The sequence below is a fragment of the Massilia phyllostachyos genome, from assembly GCF_021044825.1.
GTDB classification, from domain to species: domain Bacteria; phylum Pseudomonadota; class Gammaproteobacteria; order Burkholderiales; family Burkholderiaceae_D; genus Telluria; species Telluria phyllostachyos.
The window spans coordinates 914,651-929,976 of the sequence record NZ_JAJNOC010000001.1; the positions used below are offsets into that span (position 1 = coordinate 914,651).

17 protein-coding genes and 1 other RNA gene are annotated in these 15,326 nt (G+C 68.5%); 9 read left to right on the plus strand and 9 right to left on the minus strand.

Annotated elements, in window-relative coordinates; all coding sequences use genetic code 11:
* Positions 1-2 precede the first annotated feature (2 nt).
* The 5 genes from LQ564_RS03895 (at position 3) to LQ564_RS03915 (ending at position 2,159) form a co-directional block, all read left to right on the plus strand.
* On the plus strand, positions 3-281 hold the full coding sequence (locus LQ564_RS03895) for a hypothetical protein (protein ID WP_231056759.1): 279 nt from the start codon (positions 3-5) through the stop codon (positions 279-281).
* Positions 278-589 carry a cell division protein ZapA gene (locus LQ564_RS03900; protein WP_231056760.1) on the plus strand — a complete coding sequence of 104 codons (312 nt, stop codon included), beginning with the start codon at positions 278-280 and terminating at the stop codon, positions 587-589. The genes LQ564_RS03895 and LQ564_RS03900 overlap by 4 nt, the downstream gene beginning before the upstream one ends.
* A gap of 55 nt (positions 590-644) precedes the next feature.
* Positions 645-825, plus strand: a non-coding RNA gene (ssrS, locus tag LQ564_RS03905) — 6S RNA.
* Positions 826-885: 60 nt separating this feature from the next.
* On the plus strand, positions 886-1,356 hold the full coding sequence (locus tag LQ564_RS03910) for an EVE domain-containing protein (RefSeq protein ID WP_231056761.1): 471 nt from the start codon (positions 886-888) through the stop codon (positions 1,354-1,356).
* Positions 1,356-2,159, plus strand: a complete 804-nt coding sequence (locus LQ564_RS03915; RefSeq protein ID WP_231056762.1) for a sulfite exporter TauE/SafE family protein — start codon at positions 1,356-1,358, stop codon at positions 2,157-2,159. Before LQ564_RS03910 ends, LQ564_RS03915 begins: the two co-directional genes overlap by 1 nt.
* Before the next feature lie 127 nt (positions 2,160-2,286).
* Here the strand turns inward: LQ564_RS03915 and LQ564_RS03920 are convergent, their stop codons facing one another.
* From LQ564_RS03920 to LQ564_RS03935, 4 genes are all read right to left on the minus strand, one after another.
* Positions 2,287-4,500 carry a molybdopterin cofactor-binding domain-containing protein gene (locus LQ564_RS03920; RefSeq protein WP_231056763.1) on the minus strand — a complete coding sequence of 738 codons (2,214 nt, stop codon included), beginning with the start codon at positions 4,498-4,500 and terminating at the stop codon, positions 2,287-2,289.
* Positions 4,497-4,988, minus strand: a complete 492-nt coding sequence (locus LQ564_RS03925) for a (2Fe-2S)-binding protein (RefSeq protein WP_231056764.1) — start codon at positions 4,986-4,988, stop codon at positions 4,497-4,499. Before LQ564_RS03925 ends, LQ564_RS03920 begins: the two co-directional genes overlap by 4 nt.
* Positions 4,985-6,271, minus strand: coding sequence for a cytochrome c (locus LQ564_RS03930; protein WP_231056765.1), 1,287 nt, complete (start codon positions 6,269-6,271; stop codon positions 4,985-4,987). The genes LQ564_RS03925 and LQ564_RS03930 overlap by 4 nt, the downstream gene beginning before the upstream one ends.
* Before the next feature lie 124 nt (positions 6,272-6,395).
* The gene (locus LQ564_RS03935) at positions 6,396-7,325 is read right to left on the minus strand and encodes a DUF2167 domain-containing protein (RefSeq protein ID WP_231056766.1); all 930 of its coding nucleotides are present in this window, start codon (positions 7,323-7,325) and stop codon (positions 6,396-6,398) included.
* A 139-nt stretch (positions 7,326-7,464) separates the two neighbouring features.
* On the opposite strand from LQ564_RS03935, the gene LQ564_RS03940 reads away from it, so the two are divergent.
* The 3 genes from LQ564_RS03940 to LQ564_RS03950 all read left to right on the plus strand — a co-directional run bounded on the left by LQ564_RS03940 (position 7,465) and on the right by LQ564_RS03950 (position 10,277).
* The gene (locus LQ564_RS03940) at positions 7,465-7,674 is read left to right on the plus strand and encodes a DUF4287 domain-containing protein (protein ID WP_231056767.1); all 210 of its coding nucleotides are present in this window, start codon (positions 7,465-7,467) and stop codon (positions 7,672-7,674) included.
* A gap of 24 nt (positions 7,675-7,698) precedes the next feature.
* Positions 7,699-8,043: a hypothetical protein gene (locus LQ564_RS03945; protein ID WP_231056768.1), complete on the plus strand. Its 345-nt coding sequence runs from the start codon at positions 7,699-7,701 to the stop codon at positions 8,041-8,043.
* Positions 8,044-8,111: 68 nt separating this feature from the next.
* Positions 8,112-10,277, plus strand: coding sequence for a hybrid sensor histidine kinase/response regulator (locus LQ564_RS03950; protein WP_231056769.1), 2,166 nt, complete (start codon positions 8,112-8,114; stop codon positions 10,275-10,277).
* Positions 10,278-10,344: 67 nt separating this feature from the next.
* Here the strand turns inward: LQ564_RS03950 and lgt are convergent, their stop codons facing one another.
* From lgt to LQ564_RS03965, 3 genes are all read right to left on the minus strand, one after another.
* Entirely contained in the window at positions 10,345-11,154 is an 810-nt protein-coding gene (gene lgt, locus LQ564_RS03955; protein WP_231056770.1) for a prolipoprotein diacylglyceryl transferase, read from the minus strand.
* 3 nt (positions 11,155-11,157) lie between these two features.
* A complete protein-coding gene (locus LQ564_RS03960) occupies positions 11,158-12,051 on the minus strand; it encodes a LysR family transcriptional regulator (protein WP_231056771.1) in 894 nt (297 codons plus the stop codon).
* Between the two features lie 69 nt (positions 12,052-12,120).
* Complete coding sequence (locus LQ564_RS03965) at positions 12,121-12,354, minus strand: TIGR04438 family Trp-rich protein (protein ID WP_231056772.1); 234 nt, start codon at positions 12,352-12,354, stop codon at positions 12,121-12,123.
* 182 nt (positions 12,355-12,536) lie between these two features.
* On the opposite strand from LQ564_RS03965, the gene LQ564_RS03970 reads away from it, so the two are divergent.
* A complete protein-coding gene (locus LQ564_RS03970; protein ID WP_231056773.1) occupies positions 12,537-12,845 on the plus strand; it encodes a c-type cytochrome in 309 nt (102 codons plus the stop codon).
* Between the two features lie 69 nt (positions 12,846-12,914).
* Here LQ564_RS03970 and LQ564_RS03975 read toward each other — a convergent pair whose 3' ends face one another.
* Both LQ564_RS03975 and LQ564_RS03980 read right to left on the minus strand, forming a co-directional pair.
* Positions 12,915-13,655, minus strand: coding sequence for an SIMPL domain-containing protein (locus LQ564_RS03975; RefSeq protein ID WP_231056774.1), 741 nt, complete (start codon positions 13,653-13,655; stop codon positions 12,915-12,917).
* A 98-nt stretch (positions 13,656-13,753) separates the two neighbouring features.
* Positions 13,754-15,304, minus strand: a complete 1,551-nt coding sequence (locus LQ564_RS03980) for an FAD-dependent oxidoreductase (RefSeq protein WP_231056775.1) — start codon at positions 15,302-15,304, stop codon at positions 13,754-13,756.
* Positions 15,305-15,326: the final 22 nt, after the last annotated feature.

The window sequence follows — 15,326 nt, forward strand, 5'->3', positions numbered from 1 at the left end:
GAATGATTTCCGAATTCCAAGACCTCTCCGACAAAATCGACCGGCTCGCCCAGCTGACCCAGTCGCTGCGCGCCGAGAACCAGCTGCTGCGCAAGGCCAACAGCCTGCTGGGCGCCGAGAACATCGCGTTCAAGCACCGCCTGAAGGAAGCCCAGGCGCGCGTCGAGGCGCTGCTCGAGCATTTCCCCGCGCCCGCCGCGCAGCTCGACGACGCGGCCACGGAAGACGGCGAAGCCGCCGCGGCGGCGCCGGACGCGCATGGCGAGGAGGCCGGACGATGATCCATCTCGACTGCACCATCATGGGCCAGTCCTACCGCCTGGCCTGCCGCGAAGGCGAGGAGCGTACCTTGCGCGAAGCGGTCCACTACCTCGACGGCAAGATGTGCGCGCTGCGCGATTCGGGCAAGGTGCGCGGCACCGACCGCATCGCCGTGATGGCGGCGCTCAGCGTGGCCGCCGAATTCCTGTCGGTGAAGTCGCCGCAGGGACCGCTGGCCGGCATGTCGGTGCTCGAGGTCAAGCAGAAGCTGGAAGCCATGCACACCGTGCTCGATGCGGCGCTGGCCTCGCAGGAAAATCCGGCCTGACGCTCGCCGGGATGCGGATTCGATTGACATGCTCGGCCAACAGAGTAAACTGCGCTTCACCCTGCGGTGTTCGAGATTTGTCATATATTCCTTGAACCATTCTTTCGCATAGGTTGTGGGACATGCTTGGTGGGCGCGAGCGTCACTAGTCTGACGAACCCGAAATTGAGCTGACTGCGACCACCTTGAGCCTTCTGGTTCGGGATGCCGGCAATAACGACACAGGCGGGGCTACACACACGAGCGGTTGCGCACCTTGGTACGCAGCCGCTTTTTTTTTGTTCATGGGATTTGACATGCGCTACTGGTTGATGAAATCCGAACCGGACGAAGTCAGTTTCGACGACGTCATCAAAGCACCCAAGCAGACCGTGGCCTGGTTCGGCGTGCGTAACTACCAGGCGCGCAACTTCATGCGCGACGCCATGTCGGTCGGCGACGGCGTCCTGTTCTACCACTCCAGCTGCGCGGTGCCCGGCGTGGCCGGCATCGCCGAAGTGGCCAGCACACCGTATCCGGACGCGAGCCAGTTCGACCCGGAGAGCCATTACCACGATCCCAAGGCCACGCAGGAGAACCCGCGCTGGATCTCGGTCGACGTGCGTGCGGTGGAGCAGGGGCGCTACCTGCCGCTGACCGAGATGCGCGCCAATCCGGCGCTGGAAGACATGGTGCTGCTGCAGAAGGGCAGCCGCCTGTCGATCTCGCCGGTGACGCAAGGGCAGTGGAATGCGATTCTCAAACTGCTGCGCGAAGGGAAGCGTTGATGGACTTCGCGTTGATCGTGGCGCTGCTTTTGATGGGCGCCTTCGGCGGCTTCGCGGCCGGCCTGCTCGGCATCGGCGGCGGCATGGTGCTGGTGCCTTTCATCACGATGATCTTCACGGCGCGCGGCATCGCGCCCGAGCTCACCATCCACATGGCGATCGCCACCTCGCTCGCCACCATCCTGTTCACGTCCCTGTCCTCGGTGCGCGCCCACCACAAGCACGGCGCGGTCCTGTGGCCGGTGGTGAAGCTGCTCACGCCGGGCATCGTGATCGGATCGTGGATCGGGCCCTGGATCGGCAAGCAGATGAACTCCTCCTTCCTGGCCGCCTTCTTCGGCGTCTTCGTCGCCTTTTCCGCGACCCAGATGCTGATCGGGAAGAAGCCGGCGGCGGCGCGCGCGCTGCCCGGCACGCCGGGGATGTTCGCTGCCGGGGGTTTTATCGGCACGCTATCGGGGATCGTCGGCGCGGGCGGCGGTTTCATTTCGGTGCCCTTCATGACCTGGTGCGGGGTGCGGATCCACAATGCGGTGGCCACCAGCGCGGCGCTGGGGTTTCCGATCGCGCTGTCGGGGACTCTGTCGAACATCTGGTTCGGGTGGGGGGAGCCGGGGCTGCCGGCATGGTCGCTCGGCTTCATCTACCTGCCGGCGCTGGCGGTGATCGTGCTGGCCAGCGTGACCATGGCGCCATTGGGGGCACGCACGGCGCACAAGATGCCGGTCAGGCAGTTGCAGAAGGTGTTCGCGGTGATTCTGTATGCGCTCGCCGCGTACATGTTCTGGAAAGCCGTCCACTAACCTCAACACCGTCGCACCGGCGAAGGCCGGTGCCCAAGCTTGCATGCATCTCGACGGCTCTTCGGAATGGGATCCCGGCCTTCGCCGGGATGACGACTCGTAAGCTAACAATGGAAATACGGCCGATTCAAGCGAGCTTGCGCATGCGTGCACGATCCAGCGGCAGATCGCGCACCCGCTGGCCGCAGGCATCCGCCACCGCGTTGGCAATCGCCGCCGCCGCCGGCCCCTGCGACGCTTCGCCGGTGCCAAGAAAAGGCTGCCCCGGCCGATCCAGCAAATGCACCGCCACCTGCTCCGGCGCCTGGTTGAAGCGCAGGATCGGATACCCGCCCCAATCCCGGCTCACCACTTCCTTGTCGTTGAAGCGCACCTGCTCCAGCAAGGTCCAGCTGCACGACTGGATGATCCCGCCCTCGATCTGGTTGCGCACCCCGTCCGGGCTGACGATCTCGCCGCAGTCCACCGCCGCGTCGGCGCGCACGATGCGTACAAAACCGGTGTCCAGCGCCACCTCGACTTCCAGTGCGATGGCGCAGTAGGCGGCCAGGTTCTTGTAGCGGGCGAAGGCGAAGCCGCGCCCGCGGCCCGGCTTGCGTTGGTAGGCTTCCCATCCGAACTTCGCGGCGGCGGTGCGCACGCAGTCGATGGCGCGCTGGTCCGCCAGGTGGCGCAGGCGGAAGGCCACCGGATCGGCCTTGGCGGCGCGCGCCAGTTCGTCCATGAAGCTCTCGATCGCGAACACGTTGCAGTAGGCGCCCAGCGAGCGCACGGCCGAGGTCCGGAACACGCCCTGCGGCTGGAAGCGGTGCACCACGCGCGCGCTGGGCAGCGTGTAATAGGGCACCGCGTTGCGGTCGCCGCTGCCTTCCGGCTGCGGGATCGGTTTCGGCGGCGGCGGAGCGAACGGCCGCGCCAGGTGGGTGGCCGCGAGCAGGTTGCCGGCCTTGCCCGGACGGGTATTGTGCGACTGGCTCCAGACCTCGTAGTGCCAGTCGGCGATCAGGCCGCGCGCGTCCAGCGTGGCCTGCACGTCCACCACCATCGCGGGGCCGTAGGGCTCCCAGCCGTGTTCTTCCTCGCGCATCCACTGCACCCGCACCGGCACCCCGGGGAAGGCGCGCGCCAGCAGCGCGGCGTCGGCGGCGACATCGTCGGCGCCGTTGTGGCCGTAGCAGCCGGACCCTTCCATGTGGATGCAATGCAGCGCCCCCTCGGGCGCGCCGAGCAGTTCGGCCAGCGCTTTACGCAGCGGGAACACGCCCTGCGAGTGGGTCCAGACCGTGTAGCGTCCCTGGTCCAGCTGGGCCACGGCGCAGGAAGGGCCGATCGAGGCGTGCAGCTGGAAGGGGCGGGTGTAGGTGGCCCGCAGCTGTTTGCCGCCGGCGCCCGGCGTGCCGCGATCCAGCACCGTCTGCGGCTCGTTCGGCAGGCTGCGCACGATGTCGGCGGGAGAGCGTCCGGCCGGCAGCGCGGCCGGCACTTCCCAGCGCGTGGCGCGGGCCAATGCGGTCGCGGCCTTCACGGCGCGCCACTCCTCGTCGGCGATCACGGCCAGGAAGCGGCCGTCGCGCACGATCTCCAGCACGCCCGTCATGCGCGCCACCTGTGAGGTGTCGACGCCGAGCAGGCGCGCGTTCGCGGACGGCGGGCGCACCACGCGCGCATGCACCATGGCCGGCAGGCGCAGGTCGTGCACGTAGGCGCGGCCGCCGGTGACCTTGGCCGGGATGTCGATGCGCGGCAGGGTCACGCCCGCATAGCGCGGCGTGCCCGGCGCCAGCGGTGGCGCGGGCGGCAGGGCGGCGCTCGCGCGCACGTGCTGGTCGCTGCCGGCCACCAGTTCGGCGAAGCTGACCCGCCGCCCGTCCTGGGTGCGGAACACGCCGTTCGACAGCACCAGCGTCGCTGGCGCCGCCTTCAGCCGGGCAGCGGCGCGTTCGTACAGCAGCTGGCGCACCTGGGCCGCGGCGTGGCGCAGGGCGGTGCCGCTGTCCTGCATCGAGTGGCTGCCGGCGGTGTAGCCCTCGTCGGGCGTGAGCGCGGTGTCGGCGGTGACCAGCATCATGCGGCCCGGGTCGAGGCGCAGCTCGTGCGCGGCCACCTGCAAGAGCGCGGTCTTGATGCCCTGGCCGAGTTCGGCCTTGCCGGTGAAGACCGTGACGCGGTTGTCGGCGCCGACCCGGATCCAGGCGTCGAGCCAGGGCGCCTTGCCCAGGCTGCCGGGCAGATCGCCTTCCGGCGCCGCCAGCGCGCGCAAGGGCAGCGCGAACCAGACCGTGAGCGCGCCGCCGCTTTGCAGGAAGCGCCGGCGCGAAGGACGTGCGGGTGCGCCGCTCACCGCTTCTTCCTCGCGGGCGCCGCCGTCAGCGCATCGGCCGCGCGCCGCACCGCGCGCAGGATGCGCATGTGGGTGCCGCAGCGGCACAGGTTCGGCTGCATCCAGGCGCGGATCTGGGCGTCGGTCGGCTCGCGCACCGCATCCAGTAGCGCGGTGGCGCGCATGATCATGCCGGCGATGCAGTAGCCGCACTGGGCCGCCTGCTCTTCCACGAAGGCCTGCTGCAGCACCACGCTCGGCACCCAGCGCGTGCCGGGCGACTCCACGGTGCGGATCGCCTTCGCTCCCACCATCGACACCGGCAGCAGGCAGGACATGGTCGGCGCCCGGTCCACCGTCACGGTGCAGGAGCCGCATTGCCCCAGGCCGCAGCCGAACTTGGCGCCGTTGAGTTTCAGGTCGTTGCGCAGCACGTAGAGCAGCGGCGTGTCGGGATCGACGTCGACCTCGTGCGGCTTGCCGTTGACCTGCAGGGTGTACTTCGTCATGGCTTCTTCGCTTTCTTCACGGTCTCCTCGAGATCCTCCCAAGGTTCCGCCCCGGCGCCGTAGTGCCGCAAATAAGCGGCGAGCGCCGTCAGCTGTTCGTCGTTCAGGATGGTGGCGAAGCCCGGCATGAAGCGTCCCGGCTCGCCGTCCGGCGGCACGATGCCTTCGCGGACGATGTGGATCAGGCTGCGCGGGTCGGGGTCGTACAGCGCCACCGCCTGCTGCAGGTTCAGGGCCGCGCCGGAGCTGGCTTCGCGGCCCGCATCGTGGCAGCGCGCGCAGGCCATCACATAGGTCTCGTGGCCGAGGCGCATGCGCGCATCGAGCTCGTTCTCCGGCGGCGCGGGCAGCGGGCCGGGCGCGGGCGGCGTGCGCGCCGGCGCCTGGGCCAGGTAGCCGTGGATGTAGGTGGCGATCGCCTCGACGTCCTTCGGGTCGGCCTGGCCGAGATTGACGACGACGTCCTGCATCGGGCCGCCCGCCACCGCGTGGCCGGGCGCGATGCCGGTGCGCAGGTACTCGGCGAGGTGCGCGCGCGTCCATGGCACGGGCGACGGCGACTTCGCGTTCAGCGCCGGCACATACCAGTCCTCGGCCTCGCCGCCGTCGAATTGCCTGCTCAACTTCGGTCCACCGAGCACGCCCCGCGGCGTGTGGCAGGCGGCGCAGTGCGCCAGCGCCTCGACCACGTAGGCGCCGCGGTTCCATTCCGCCGGCTTGCCCTTGTCCGCCTGCCAGGCCGAGTCGTCGAGGTAGAGCAGGTTCCAGAAGCCGACCAGCGGCCGGAAGCCGAAGGGGAAGGTCATGCGGTTGTCGCGCGCCGGGGCCGCGATGGCGCGGCGCGTCATGAAGAAGGCGTACAGGGCCCGGATATCGTCCTGGGCCAGCTTCGTGTAATGGTTGTAGGGGAAGGCCGGATACAGCAGGTGGCCGTCGCGCGACACGCCCTTGCGCATCGCGCGGGTAAACGCTTCCTCGGACCAGGCGCCGATGCCGGTGCGCGGGTCGGGCGTGATGTTGGTGCTGTGGACGGTGCCGAAGGGCGTCTCGAGCGGCAGGCCGCCGGCGAAGGGTTTGGAGACATCGGCGGTATGGCAGGCGGCGCACATGCCGAGGCGCGCCAGGTTGGCGCCGCGCTGGATCCGCGCGCTGTCGAAGGAAGCGGGCGCGCCGCCGCGTTCGGGCAGGGCGGGGCGCCACATGATGGCCCATGCGGCGGCCAGCAGCAGGACGCAGACCGCCCCCGCCAGCCACCACCTGTAATGACGCCTTGCCTGTTTCATCCCCGGCCTTCCTCCTCACGACGATTGTCGGCGGCTTGGCGGGTAGGCATCGGTGCGTTCGCGCACACCGCAAGCTGAACGCCAGCCTTTCAGTCCGCCATCATCGCATGGATCGGGCGGGATATCAGGCGTGCGGATCCTTCTCGAGGCTGACGGCGGGCGCAGGCGCTGCCGGCTTCTCGCGCTTGAAGAACTTCCACAGCAGCGAGGCGAGGGCGGCGAAGCCCAGGATGATCAGCTTCTTGAAGGCGACCAGCAGCGCCACCAGCTTGCCGAAGAAGCCCAGCTTGGCCGCGACGCCGCCGGCGACCAGGGCGGCGATGCCGTATTCCGCGACCTTGTCGGTCTGGGCGTTGAAGTCGGCGTAGCGGTGGCCCGGGTTGAAATTGGTGAAGGCGGTCACCTGCTGCATCTCGGTGCGCACCTTGGCCAGCTGGTCGAGGCCCGCCACCGCGTTCAGCACCAGCACGCCCTCGCGGCCCAGCACGCGGATGTTGTAGTTGAGGCCATTCGCATCAGAACCTTCGGTATGCAGCTCCTTGGCCCAGTACAGCTTGTGCTGCGCCTTGTCGTAGTGCGGCTTCTCGGCCCAGCCGACAATGGTCATGGCCGGATAGCCCTGCTCCTTGCGCGCCTTGTTGTCCTCGACCATGCCTTCCTGGATTTCCTTCAGCAGGTCGGCGTAGTCGATGCTGTCGGCGTCGTCGTCCTTGACGTGGCCGTCCTTGTCGTAGGTGACCACCACGCCCCAGCCCTCTTCGCTCAGCGGCGAGACCTCGGCCGGCACGATCATGCCGAGCGTGGCGCCGCCGGGCGGATTGCCCCAGCCCTGTTCCAGCAGGCGCGCGGTGTCGGCGGGCGCCAGGTAGCGGAAGGCGGGCGGCAGGTCGAGGGTCGCGATGTTGCCGGGCAGGGTGATTCTACCTTTCTGGAAGTCGAGCGAGGCCAGGAACTGCTCGGCGGTCTGCTGCGGTTCTTTCGGTGCGGCCGGCGGCTCGGCCGCGTAGGCGCCCAGCGTCAGGCAGAGCATGACGGCGAGGAGAAGTCGTTGCATGGTGGCGTCCCGGTCAAAAAGCCTTCATGCTACCGAAAAGCTGTACATGCAAATCCACCGATTGTCACGACGGGGCGGATGTCGAATCCGGGCGCTCCCGTTCGTCGTGCCGGTTCAACCACCTTCAATGGAGAGCACCATGTCCGAACCCGTGCGCGGCCCCGCATCCTACTTTCCCTCGATCGAGAAAAAATACGGCCAGCCGGTCGCGCACTGGCTCGCGCTGCTGGACACCCAGGCCGGCACGAAGCACATGGAGCTGGTCGCCTGGCTCAAGGCCGAGCACGGGCTCGGGCACGGCCATGCCAACGCCCTGGTCGCGCACCATCTCGCGGCGCGCACGGGGTGAGGCCGCGAGTGGTATGCTGGGGCCATGACTACCGATTCCGATATTGAACTGTCCGGGCCCTTCCAGGTGAAGGACGGCGCCGGCAATACCCTGGACGTCAAGGCGATCCGCATCTTCGACGAAGGCTACGGCATCATCGACGTCTACGTCGACTTCAAGGCCAGGCTGGAGCCGGGCGCCTACAAGGACGCCGTGCTGGTGCGCCAGCTGGTGGAGCGCCTGCGCGGCCTGGGCTACAAGGGGCCGGATTTCGGCCACAGCGACCCGGGCCTGCAGGAGAGCCGCCTGATCGTGCTCGAGGCGCCGGAAGAGTTCACGGCCTTCGCCAAGAGCCGCGGCTGGAAGAACCTGGCGGAAGACTTCGACTGACTAAGACAGCGGCTAACACAGCGGCGTTTGTGCCTATAATGTCTGTTTGACATTCCGGCCAACCGTCCATGCTCCTGCGCCAGGCCTTCACCGTTTCGCTCCGGCGCCTGCTGGTGCTGCTGACCGCCCTCGGCCTGCTGCCGCTGGCGTTGCTGGGCGTCTGGGGCCTGCACCTGGTCGGCGAATACCAGCAGCGCGAACAGGAGCGCGCGCTGCTCGACCAGGCGCGCGCGCTGTCGAGCGCCGTGGACGCCGAACTCGATGCGGCCGTGGCCGCGCTGGGCGCCATCGGGCGCACGCCGGCGCTGGCCGCGGGCGACCTGCCCGCCTTCCACGCCTTCGCCCGCAGCCAGATGGCGGCCCAGCCGGAATGGCTGGCGATTTTTCTGAGCGACACCCGCGGCGAGATCCTGCTGCGCACCACGGCCGCATACGGTGAGCCGGGCGGCCCCGTGGCCGACCCCGCAAGCCTGAAACGCGCGATCGACCTGTACCAGCCGGTGGCCGGCAGCGTCGCGCGCGGCAAGGGCGGCCGCGCCGCCTTCCCGGTGCGGGTGCCGGTCGAGAACAGCCTGGGCCGCGACTACATCCTGAGCGCCATCGTCAAGCCCGGCCGCATGCTGCGCGTGCTGGAGCGGCAGCAGGTGCCGGACGACTCGGTGATCGCGATCATGGACGTCAGCAATGCCATCGTGGCCCGCTCGCGTGGACAGAAGACGGCGGTCGGCACCCCGGTCTCGCCCTCGCTGGCGCAGCTGATGCGCACCGCGGGGAACGAGGCGGTGGGCCGCACCACGACCCTGGACGGCGACGCGGTCACCACCGGCTTCGTGCGCTCGCGCTACGGCTGGTCGGTGGCGATCGGCGTGCCCACCGCGGGGCTGGCGCCGGCGTCGCTGCAGGGCCTGACCTTCTACGCGGCCGGCCTGGCGGCCTCGCTGCTGGCCTGCCTGGCCGCCTCGACCCTGCTGGCGAACCGCATCGTGCGCACCTTCCGCAACCTGGGCGAAGGCACGGCGGCGCTGGGCGCCGGGCAGCCGGTCGCGGTGGCGCCGTCGCGCATCGTCGAGATCGTGCAGATGCAGGAGGCGCTGCAGGCCGCCGCGCTGCAGCGCGACGCCCACGAGGCCGAGCGCTCGCGCCTGCTGGCGTCGCTGGAAAGCGCGCTCGAGGACAGCCGCGCCGCCGGCCAGGTGAAGGACGAGTTCCTCGCCATGCTCGGCCACGAGCTGCGCAATCCGCTCAGCCCCATCGTCGCCTCGCTCGACCTGATGGACATGCGTGGCGAAGCGTCCAGCGCGCGCGAACGCACCATCATGCGGCGCCAGGTGAACCACCTGCGGCGCCTGGTCGACGACCTGCTCGACGTCTCGCGCATCGCCAGCGGCAAGTTGCAGGTCGAACTGAGTCCCGTGAACCTGGCCGACATCGTGCGCCACGCCGTGACGGCTTTCCCCGCTGTGCGGGTGGCGCTGGCGGCGCCGGATGCGCTGTGGGTGCGCGGCGACGAGAGCCGCCTGACCCAGGTGCTCAACAACCTGCTGTCGAACGCGGCGCGCTTCGGCAAGGACAGCATCGACGTGGCGCTCGACAGCCGCGACGGCATGGCGCGCCTGCTCGTCAGCGACGACGGCGCCGGCATGAGCGCGGCCATGCTGGAGCGGATCTTCGACCCCTTCTTCCAGGCGCCGCAGCCGCTGGCGCGCCATACCGGCGGGCTCGGACTGGGGCTGGCGATCGTGCGCCGCATCGTCGAGCTGCATGGCGGCAGCGTCAAGGCCTACAGCGAGGGAGAAGGCAAGGGCAGCCGCTTCGAGGTCTGGCTGCCGCTGGGCGATGCGGCGCAGGCCGGGCCGGATGCCGCCGTCGCGGCCATGCCCGCCCGGCTGGACGTGCTGCTGGTGGACGACAACTACGACGCGGTGGTGACGACGGCGGCGCTGCTCGAGAACATGGGGCACGCGGTGCGGGTCGCGGCCACCGGCGAGGAGGCGATCGCGGAAGCGGCGCGCCAGGCGCCCGACGTGGCGATCCTCGACATCGGCCTGCCCGACATGGATGGCTACACCCTGGCGCGCCGCCTGCATGGGGCGGATCCGGGATTGCGGCTGGTGGCGCTGAGCGGCTATGGGCAGCAGTCGGACGTGGCGCAGGCGCTGGAGGCTGGCTTTGCGCTGCACTTGACCAAGCCTGCCACGCTCGACGATCTGGCCCGCGCCCTGACGGCTGCGTAACTATTTTCGTTAACCGAAAAACCGTCGCACCGGCGCAGGCCGGTGCGACGTGCCGTGGTGTGCGACCTTATGCGTGCGCCGCGCGCCCCGGCGCCTGGCGATACGCCCACGCCAGCATGACCAGTGCGCCGACGATCATCGGCAGCGACAGCACCTGCCCCGAGGTGATCGGCAGCCCGAACACGGTGGTCTCCCAGTCCGGCACGCGGAAGTACTCGGTAGTGAAGCGCGCGCAGCCATACAGCAGGGTGAACATGGCGCCCACCGCCAGGCGCGGGCGCTGCTTGCGCGCATACGGCCACAGGATCAGGAACACCACGATCCCATCCAGCAGCATCTGGTACAGCGGCGACGGATGGCGCGGACCTTCGACGCCAGGCCACAGCATGGCCCAGGGCAGGCTCGGGTCGGCAATCCGCCCCGGCAGCTCGGCGTTGATGAAGTTGCCGAGGCGTCCGGCCGCATACCCGAGCGGCACCATCGGCGCGATGAAGTCGTACACGTCGAGCAGGTTGCGCTTCGACTTGCGCGCCCACAGCGCCATCGCGATCAGCACGCCCAGGAAGCCGCCGTGGAAGGACATGCCGCCGCGCCAGACCATGAAGATCTCGAGCGGATGCTGGAGGAAGTACAGCGGCTGGTAGAACAGCACCTCGCCCAGGCGCCCGCCCAGCACCACGCCGAGCATCCCGTAGAACAGCATGTCGTCGAGGTCCTCGGCCTTCCAGCCCTGCGCCGCGATGTGCGGCTGCTTGATGCGCACCCGGCCCAGGATCAGGAACAGGGCGAAGGCGACCACGTACATCAGGCCATACCAATGGATTTGCACCGGGCCGATGGCGAAGGCGATGGGATCCGGCTGCGGGTGTACTAGCATGTTCTATTCTTTCTCGATCAGTTCCAGGAAGCCCCTGAGCACGGGCGAATCGCTGTCGCGGCGCCAGGCCACACCGAGTTCGGTCAGCGGCGTGGACTCGCGCAAGGCCCGGTATTCTACGCCCGCGCGCATCAGGTTCGAGACGGATTGTGGCACAAGTGCCAATCCCATGCCGCCGGAGACCAGGCTGACGATGGTCTGCATCTGGATTGCTTCCTGCCCGATCACGGGCGTGATGCCGGCGTCGCGGAAGGTGGCGAGGATGGCGTCGTGCAGCTTCGGCGCCAGCGCGCGCGGGAAGATCACCAGCGGCAGCGGCGGCAGGTCGCGCAGGCTGACGGGGCCGTCGGTCCGCAGCGCATCAAGCCCGGCCGGCGCGCACAGGATCAGGGGCTCTTCCAGCACCTTGCGGTAGGCGACCGTGGCGTCGAGCCGGCCGGGCAGCGGCGGGATCACGAAGCCGGCGTCGATGCGGCCGTGCAGCAGCTCCTCGGCCTGCACGTCGCTGGTCGCTTCGCGCAGCACCAGCTGGACCTGTGGATAGGCGGCGCGGTAGCGCTGCAGGATGGCGGGCAGGACGCTGTAGTCGGCGGTGGAAACGAAGGCCAGGGTCAGGCGGCCCGCTTCACCGCCGGCCACGCGCTGCACCAGGCCGGGCAGGGCGCCGGCGTCGTCGAGCAGGCGCCGCGCTTCCGGCAGCAGGGCGCTGCCGGCGGGCGTGAGCGTGACCTGGCGCCGGTTGCGCACGAACAGCGGCGCGCCCAGCTGGGCCTCCAAGTTGGCGATGCTCTGCGACAGCGGCGGCTGCGTCATGTGCAGGCGCTCGGCGGCGCGGCCGAAATGCAGCTCCTCGGCGACGGTAACGAAATGGCGGAGCTGGCGGAGTTCGAGGTTCATTGATACGCGCAGTAGATGAGTCTGGCCCGGTGATACATGCAGCATATCACCCTGCGGTATCGGAAAGATTTACTTGCGCTTGCCGTTCTTGTCGAAGGCCTTTCTTACGCGGTCCTCGCGTCGCTGGTTATCGACGTTATGTGCTTTCTTCTTGTCGAGGCCGAGCATCTTTTCGATGAATTCGAACCAGATGAAGGCGACCACCATCAGTCCGACGATCCACCACCAGGACAGTTCGGCGAAACGCCAGACTTCGAAAAAGCGCAGCACGCACAGGGCGGCGATCAAGAGGATGAGCGGCATGAATGACTCCTTAGGCGGCCATCTTACAAATAAAATGATGCTTCGTGGCAAAATCCAGCTCGGTCGTGATGGTGACGTTGTATGTGCGTTACAGAGTGTATCCGCCGCTACAGAGTGTTTCCTCCCATGGCCACCGTGGAAATTCACGGTAGAATGCAGATGTTATGAACATGGAGAAACAAATGAAACGGTCTTTGCTGTTGTGTGTGGCACTGTCGGCCTTCGCTTCCACGAGCGCGTTCGCACAAGCCGACCTCGCGAAAGCCAAGAACTGCATGGCCTGCCATGCGGTCGCCAATAAGCTGGTCGGCCCCTCCTACAAGGACGTCGCCGCCAAGTACGAAGGCCAGAAGGGCGCCGAGGACAAGCTGGTGCAGAAGGTCATGAAGGGCGGCGCGGGCACCTGGGGCCCGGTGCCGATGCCGGCCAACCCGCAGGTGAGCGAGGCGGAAGCCCGCAGCCTGGTGAAATGGGTGCTGACGCAGAAATAAGCTGCGTCATCCCGGTATGAAAGAAGCGCGCCATGCACGAGCAGGCGCGCTTTTGTTTTTATACGGCGGTCAGCGGCCGGCGTTGCCGATACGGTAGATCACGTCGACCGCTTGCCCCAGCCGCATCGCCTGCACCAGCGCCATCTCGCTGCCCTTGGGCGACGCGCGCCGCTCGCCGACATTGCGCGCGAACGGGTCGCTGGACATGCCCATCGCGTTCGACAGGTTCTTCAACGCACCCACCGACACCCCGGCCGCCGCGCCCAGCCTGGCGCCGACGCCCTTGGCGATCTTCTGCGCCTTGAGTTTGGCCTTGCCCAGCGCCTCCTCGAGCAGGTCGTCCTCGATCTTGCCGCGGTCGCTCCGGTTGAACGAGACCGCCAGCGATTCGATGTTCTTCATCACCAGCAGGGAACGCAGCAGCGGGGTCCATTGCCCCAGGTCGCGCACCGTCAGGTGGATCGAGACCCGGGTGTCCATCGGCAGCGGCTGGCCTTCCGGCAGCACCTCGACCTTGCGCGGCCGGCGCACGATGTCCTGCACCAGGATGTCGTCCATCGCCACGCCGTGCTGCACGAACAGCGCGCGCACGGTCTCCAGGCCGTCGTTGACTTCCTTCCAGGCCGTGTCCGGATCGGTGTCGAGCGAGACGATGTCGATGTCGATCTCGCCGAGATCGGGCATCACGTAGAACTCGGCGGACGCGTTGACGTGGATGAAGGGATGGCTGGGCAGGTCGGCCGCAAGGATCGGCGCAGCGGCCAGGGCGGCGGCGGATAGGAACACGGCGACGGCGAATTGTTTCAGCATGGGAGGCGCTCCAGGTGGACAGGAATGCCTCGACATTAGATTATCTAGACAATGTTGTCTATAAATTTCTCCTCACGAGGCAGCGATTTATGCGGCATTCATAGAGCAACTTGTTTCGGCTCGCAGACACGGTAGCGCCGGTAGTCGAGATCGCAGAAATAGTCTTCCAATGCCTGCGCCGAGGCGCCCGGGTCGCACAGGGCGACGTAGCCGTCCGGCCGCAGCAGGTAGGCGGCGTTGCGCGCCAGGCCGGCCTCGTCGTGCTCGCGGCCCCAGTCGAATTCGCGCAGCATCATGCCGTGGCGGTCGCACCAGGCGCGCAGGTCCGGATAGGCCTGGCCATAGACGTGCACCTGCCAGTCGATGCGCGCCGGCGCGGCGTAGTTGTCCTGTCCTTCCCGGAGCACCCAGGGCAGGCGGTCGCCGCCCTGGACCCGTCCGGCCACGCCGCTGGACAGCGGGCTGTCGTGGTAGTTGATGGTGGTCTGCGACAGGATCCGGAAGATCATCTCGCGCACCGGTCCGATGGCATAAGCCGCGCTGGCGAAGGTCGGCGCGATGCGGGTGCGGATGAAATCGGCGAAACCGGAGTCAAGCGTCACGAAGCTGAACAACCGGTCGGTGGTGTCGACCAGCTTGCGGGCGAAGGCGATGCGCTCGCGCTCGTAGCTGTCGAGCAGGCCGTCCGGCGCCTCGCCGCGCACCACCGCGGCAAGTTTCCAGGCCAGGTTGATGGCGTCGCCGATCCCGGTGTTCATGCCCTGGCCGCCGGCCGGGCTGTGCACGTGGGCGGCGTCGCCCAGCAGGAAGGCGCGTCCTTTCCGATAATGGCCGGTCACGCGGTGGTGCACGCGGTAGGTCGAGAACCAGTGCACCTGCTCGACTTCCAGGCCCAGGCTGGCCATGGCGCGGTGGCTGACGTCGTTGAAGCTGAGCGCCCCGGCCTCGCCGCGGTCGTCGCGGACAGTGCCGACCAGGCGCCCGCGTCCGCTGTCGTCGTAGCCGAGCAGGATCACGAAGTCCGATGTTTCCAGCGACAGGTGGATCTCGCCGTTGGCGGCCAGTCCGCGCGCCTGGACGTCGGCGACGTAGAACAGGTGGTCGTAGGTGCCGCCGGCGAAGCCCGTGCCCAGCTGGCGCCGCACGAAGGAGCGCGCGCCGTCGCAGCCGGCCAGGTAGCGCGCTTCCAGCTGCAGGTTCTCGCCGCCGGCGCTGCGCAGCGTGGCCAGCACGTGGTCGTCCCGGTCCTCGAAGGCGGCCAGCTCGGTGCGGCGCCGGACCGTCACGCCGGCGGCCTCGAGGTGGCGTTCCAGCAGCGCTTCGTGGCGGTCCTGCGGGTAGATCAGCACGTAGGGGTAGGGTGTCAGGCGGGCGCCGGCGTCGCGCAGCGCGAGCTGGGCGCGGCGTTTGCCGCGCACCCACAGGTTGATGCAGGGGTTCGGACGGCCCGCGTTCGCGACCTCGTCGGCCAGCCCGAGCGGGCGGTAGAGTTCCAGCGTGCGCGCCTGCACCGCCATCGCGCGCGAGGTGGCGCCCGGTCCGTCCGCCTTGTCGATGATGCAGACCCGGATGCCCTGCTTGGCCAGCGCCAGCGCCAGCACCATGCCGGTCGGGCCCGCGCCGGCGATGAGTACGTCATATCGGTCCATGATGCCCTCCCCTTGGAGTCGT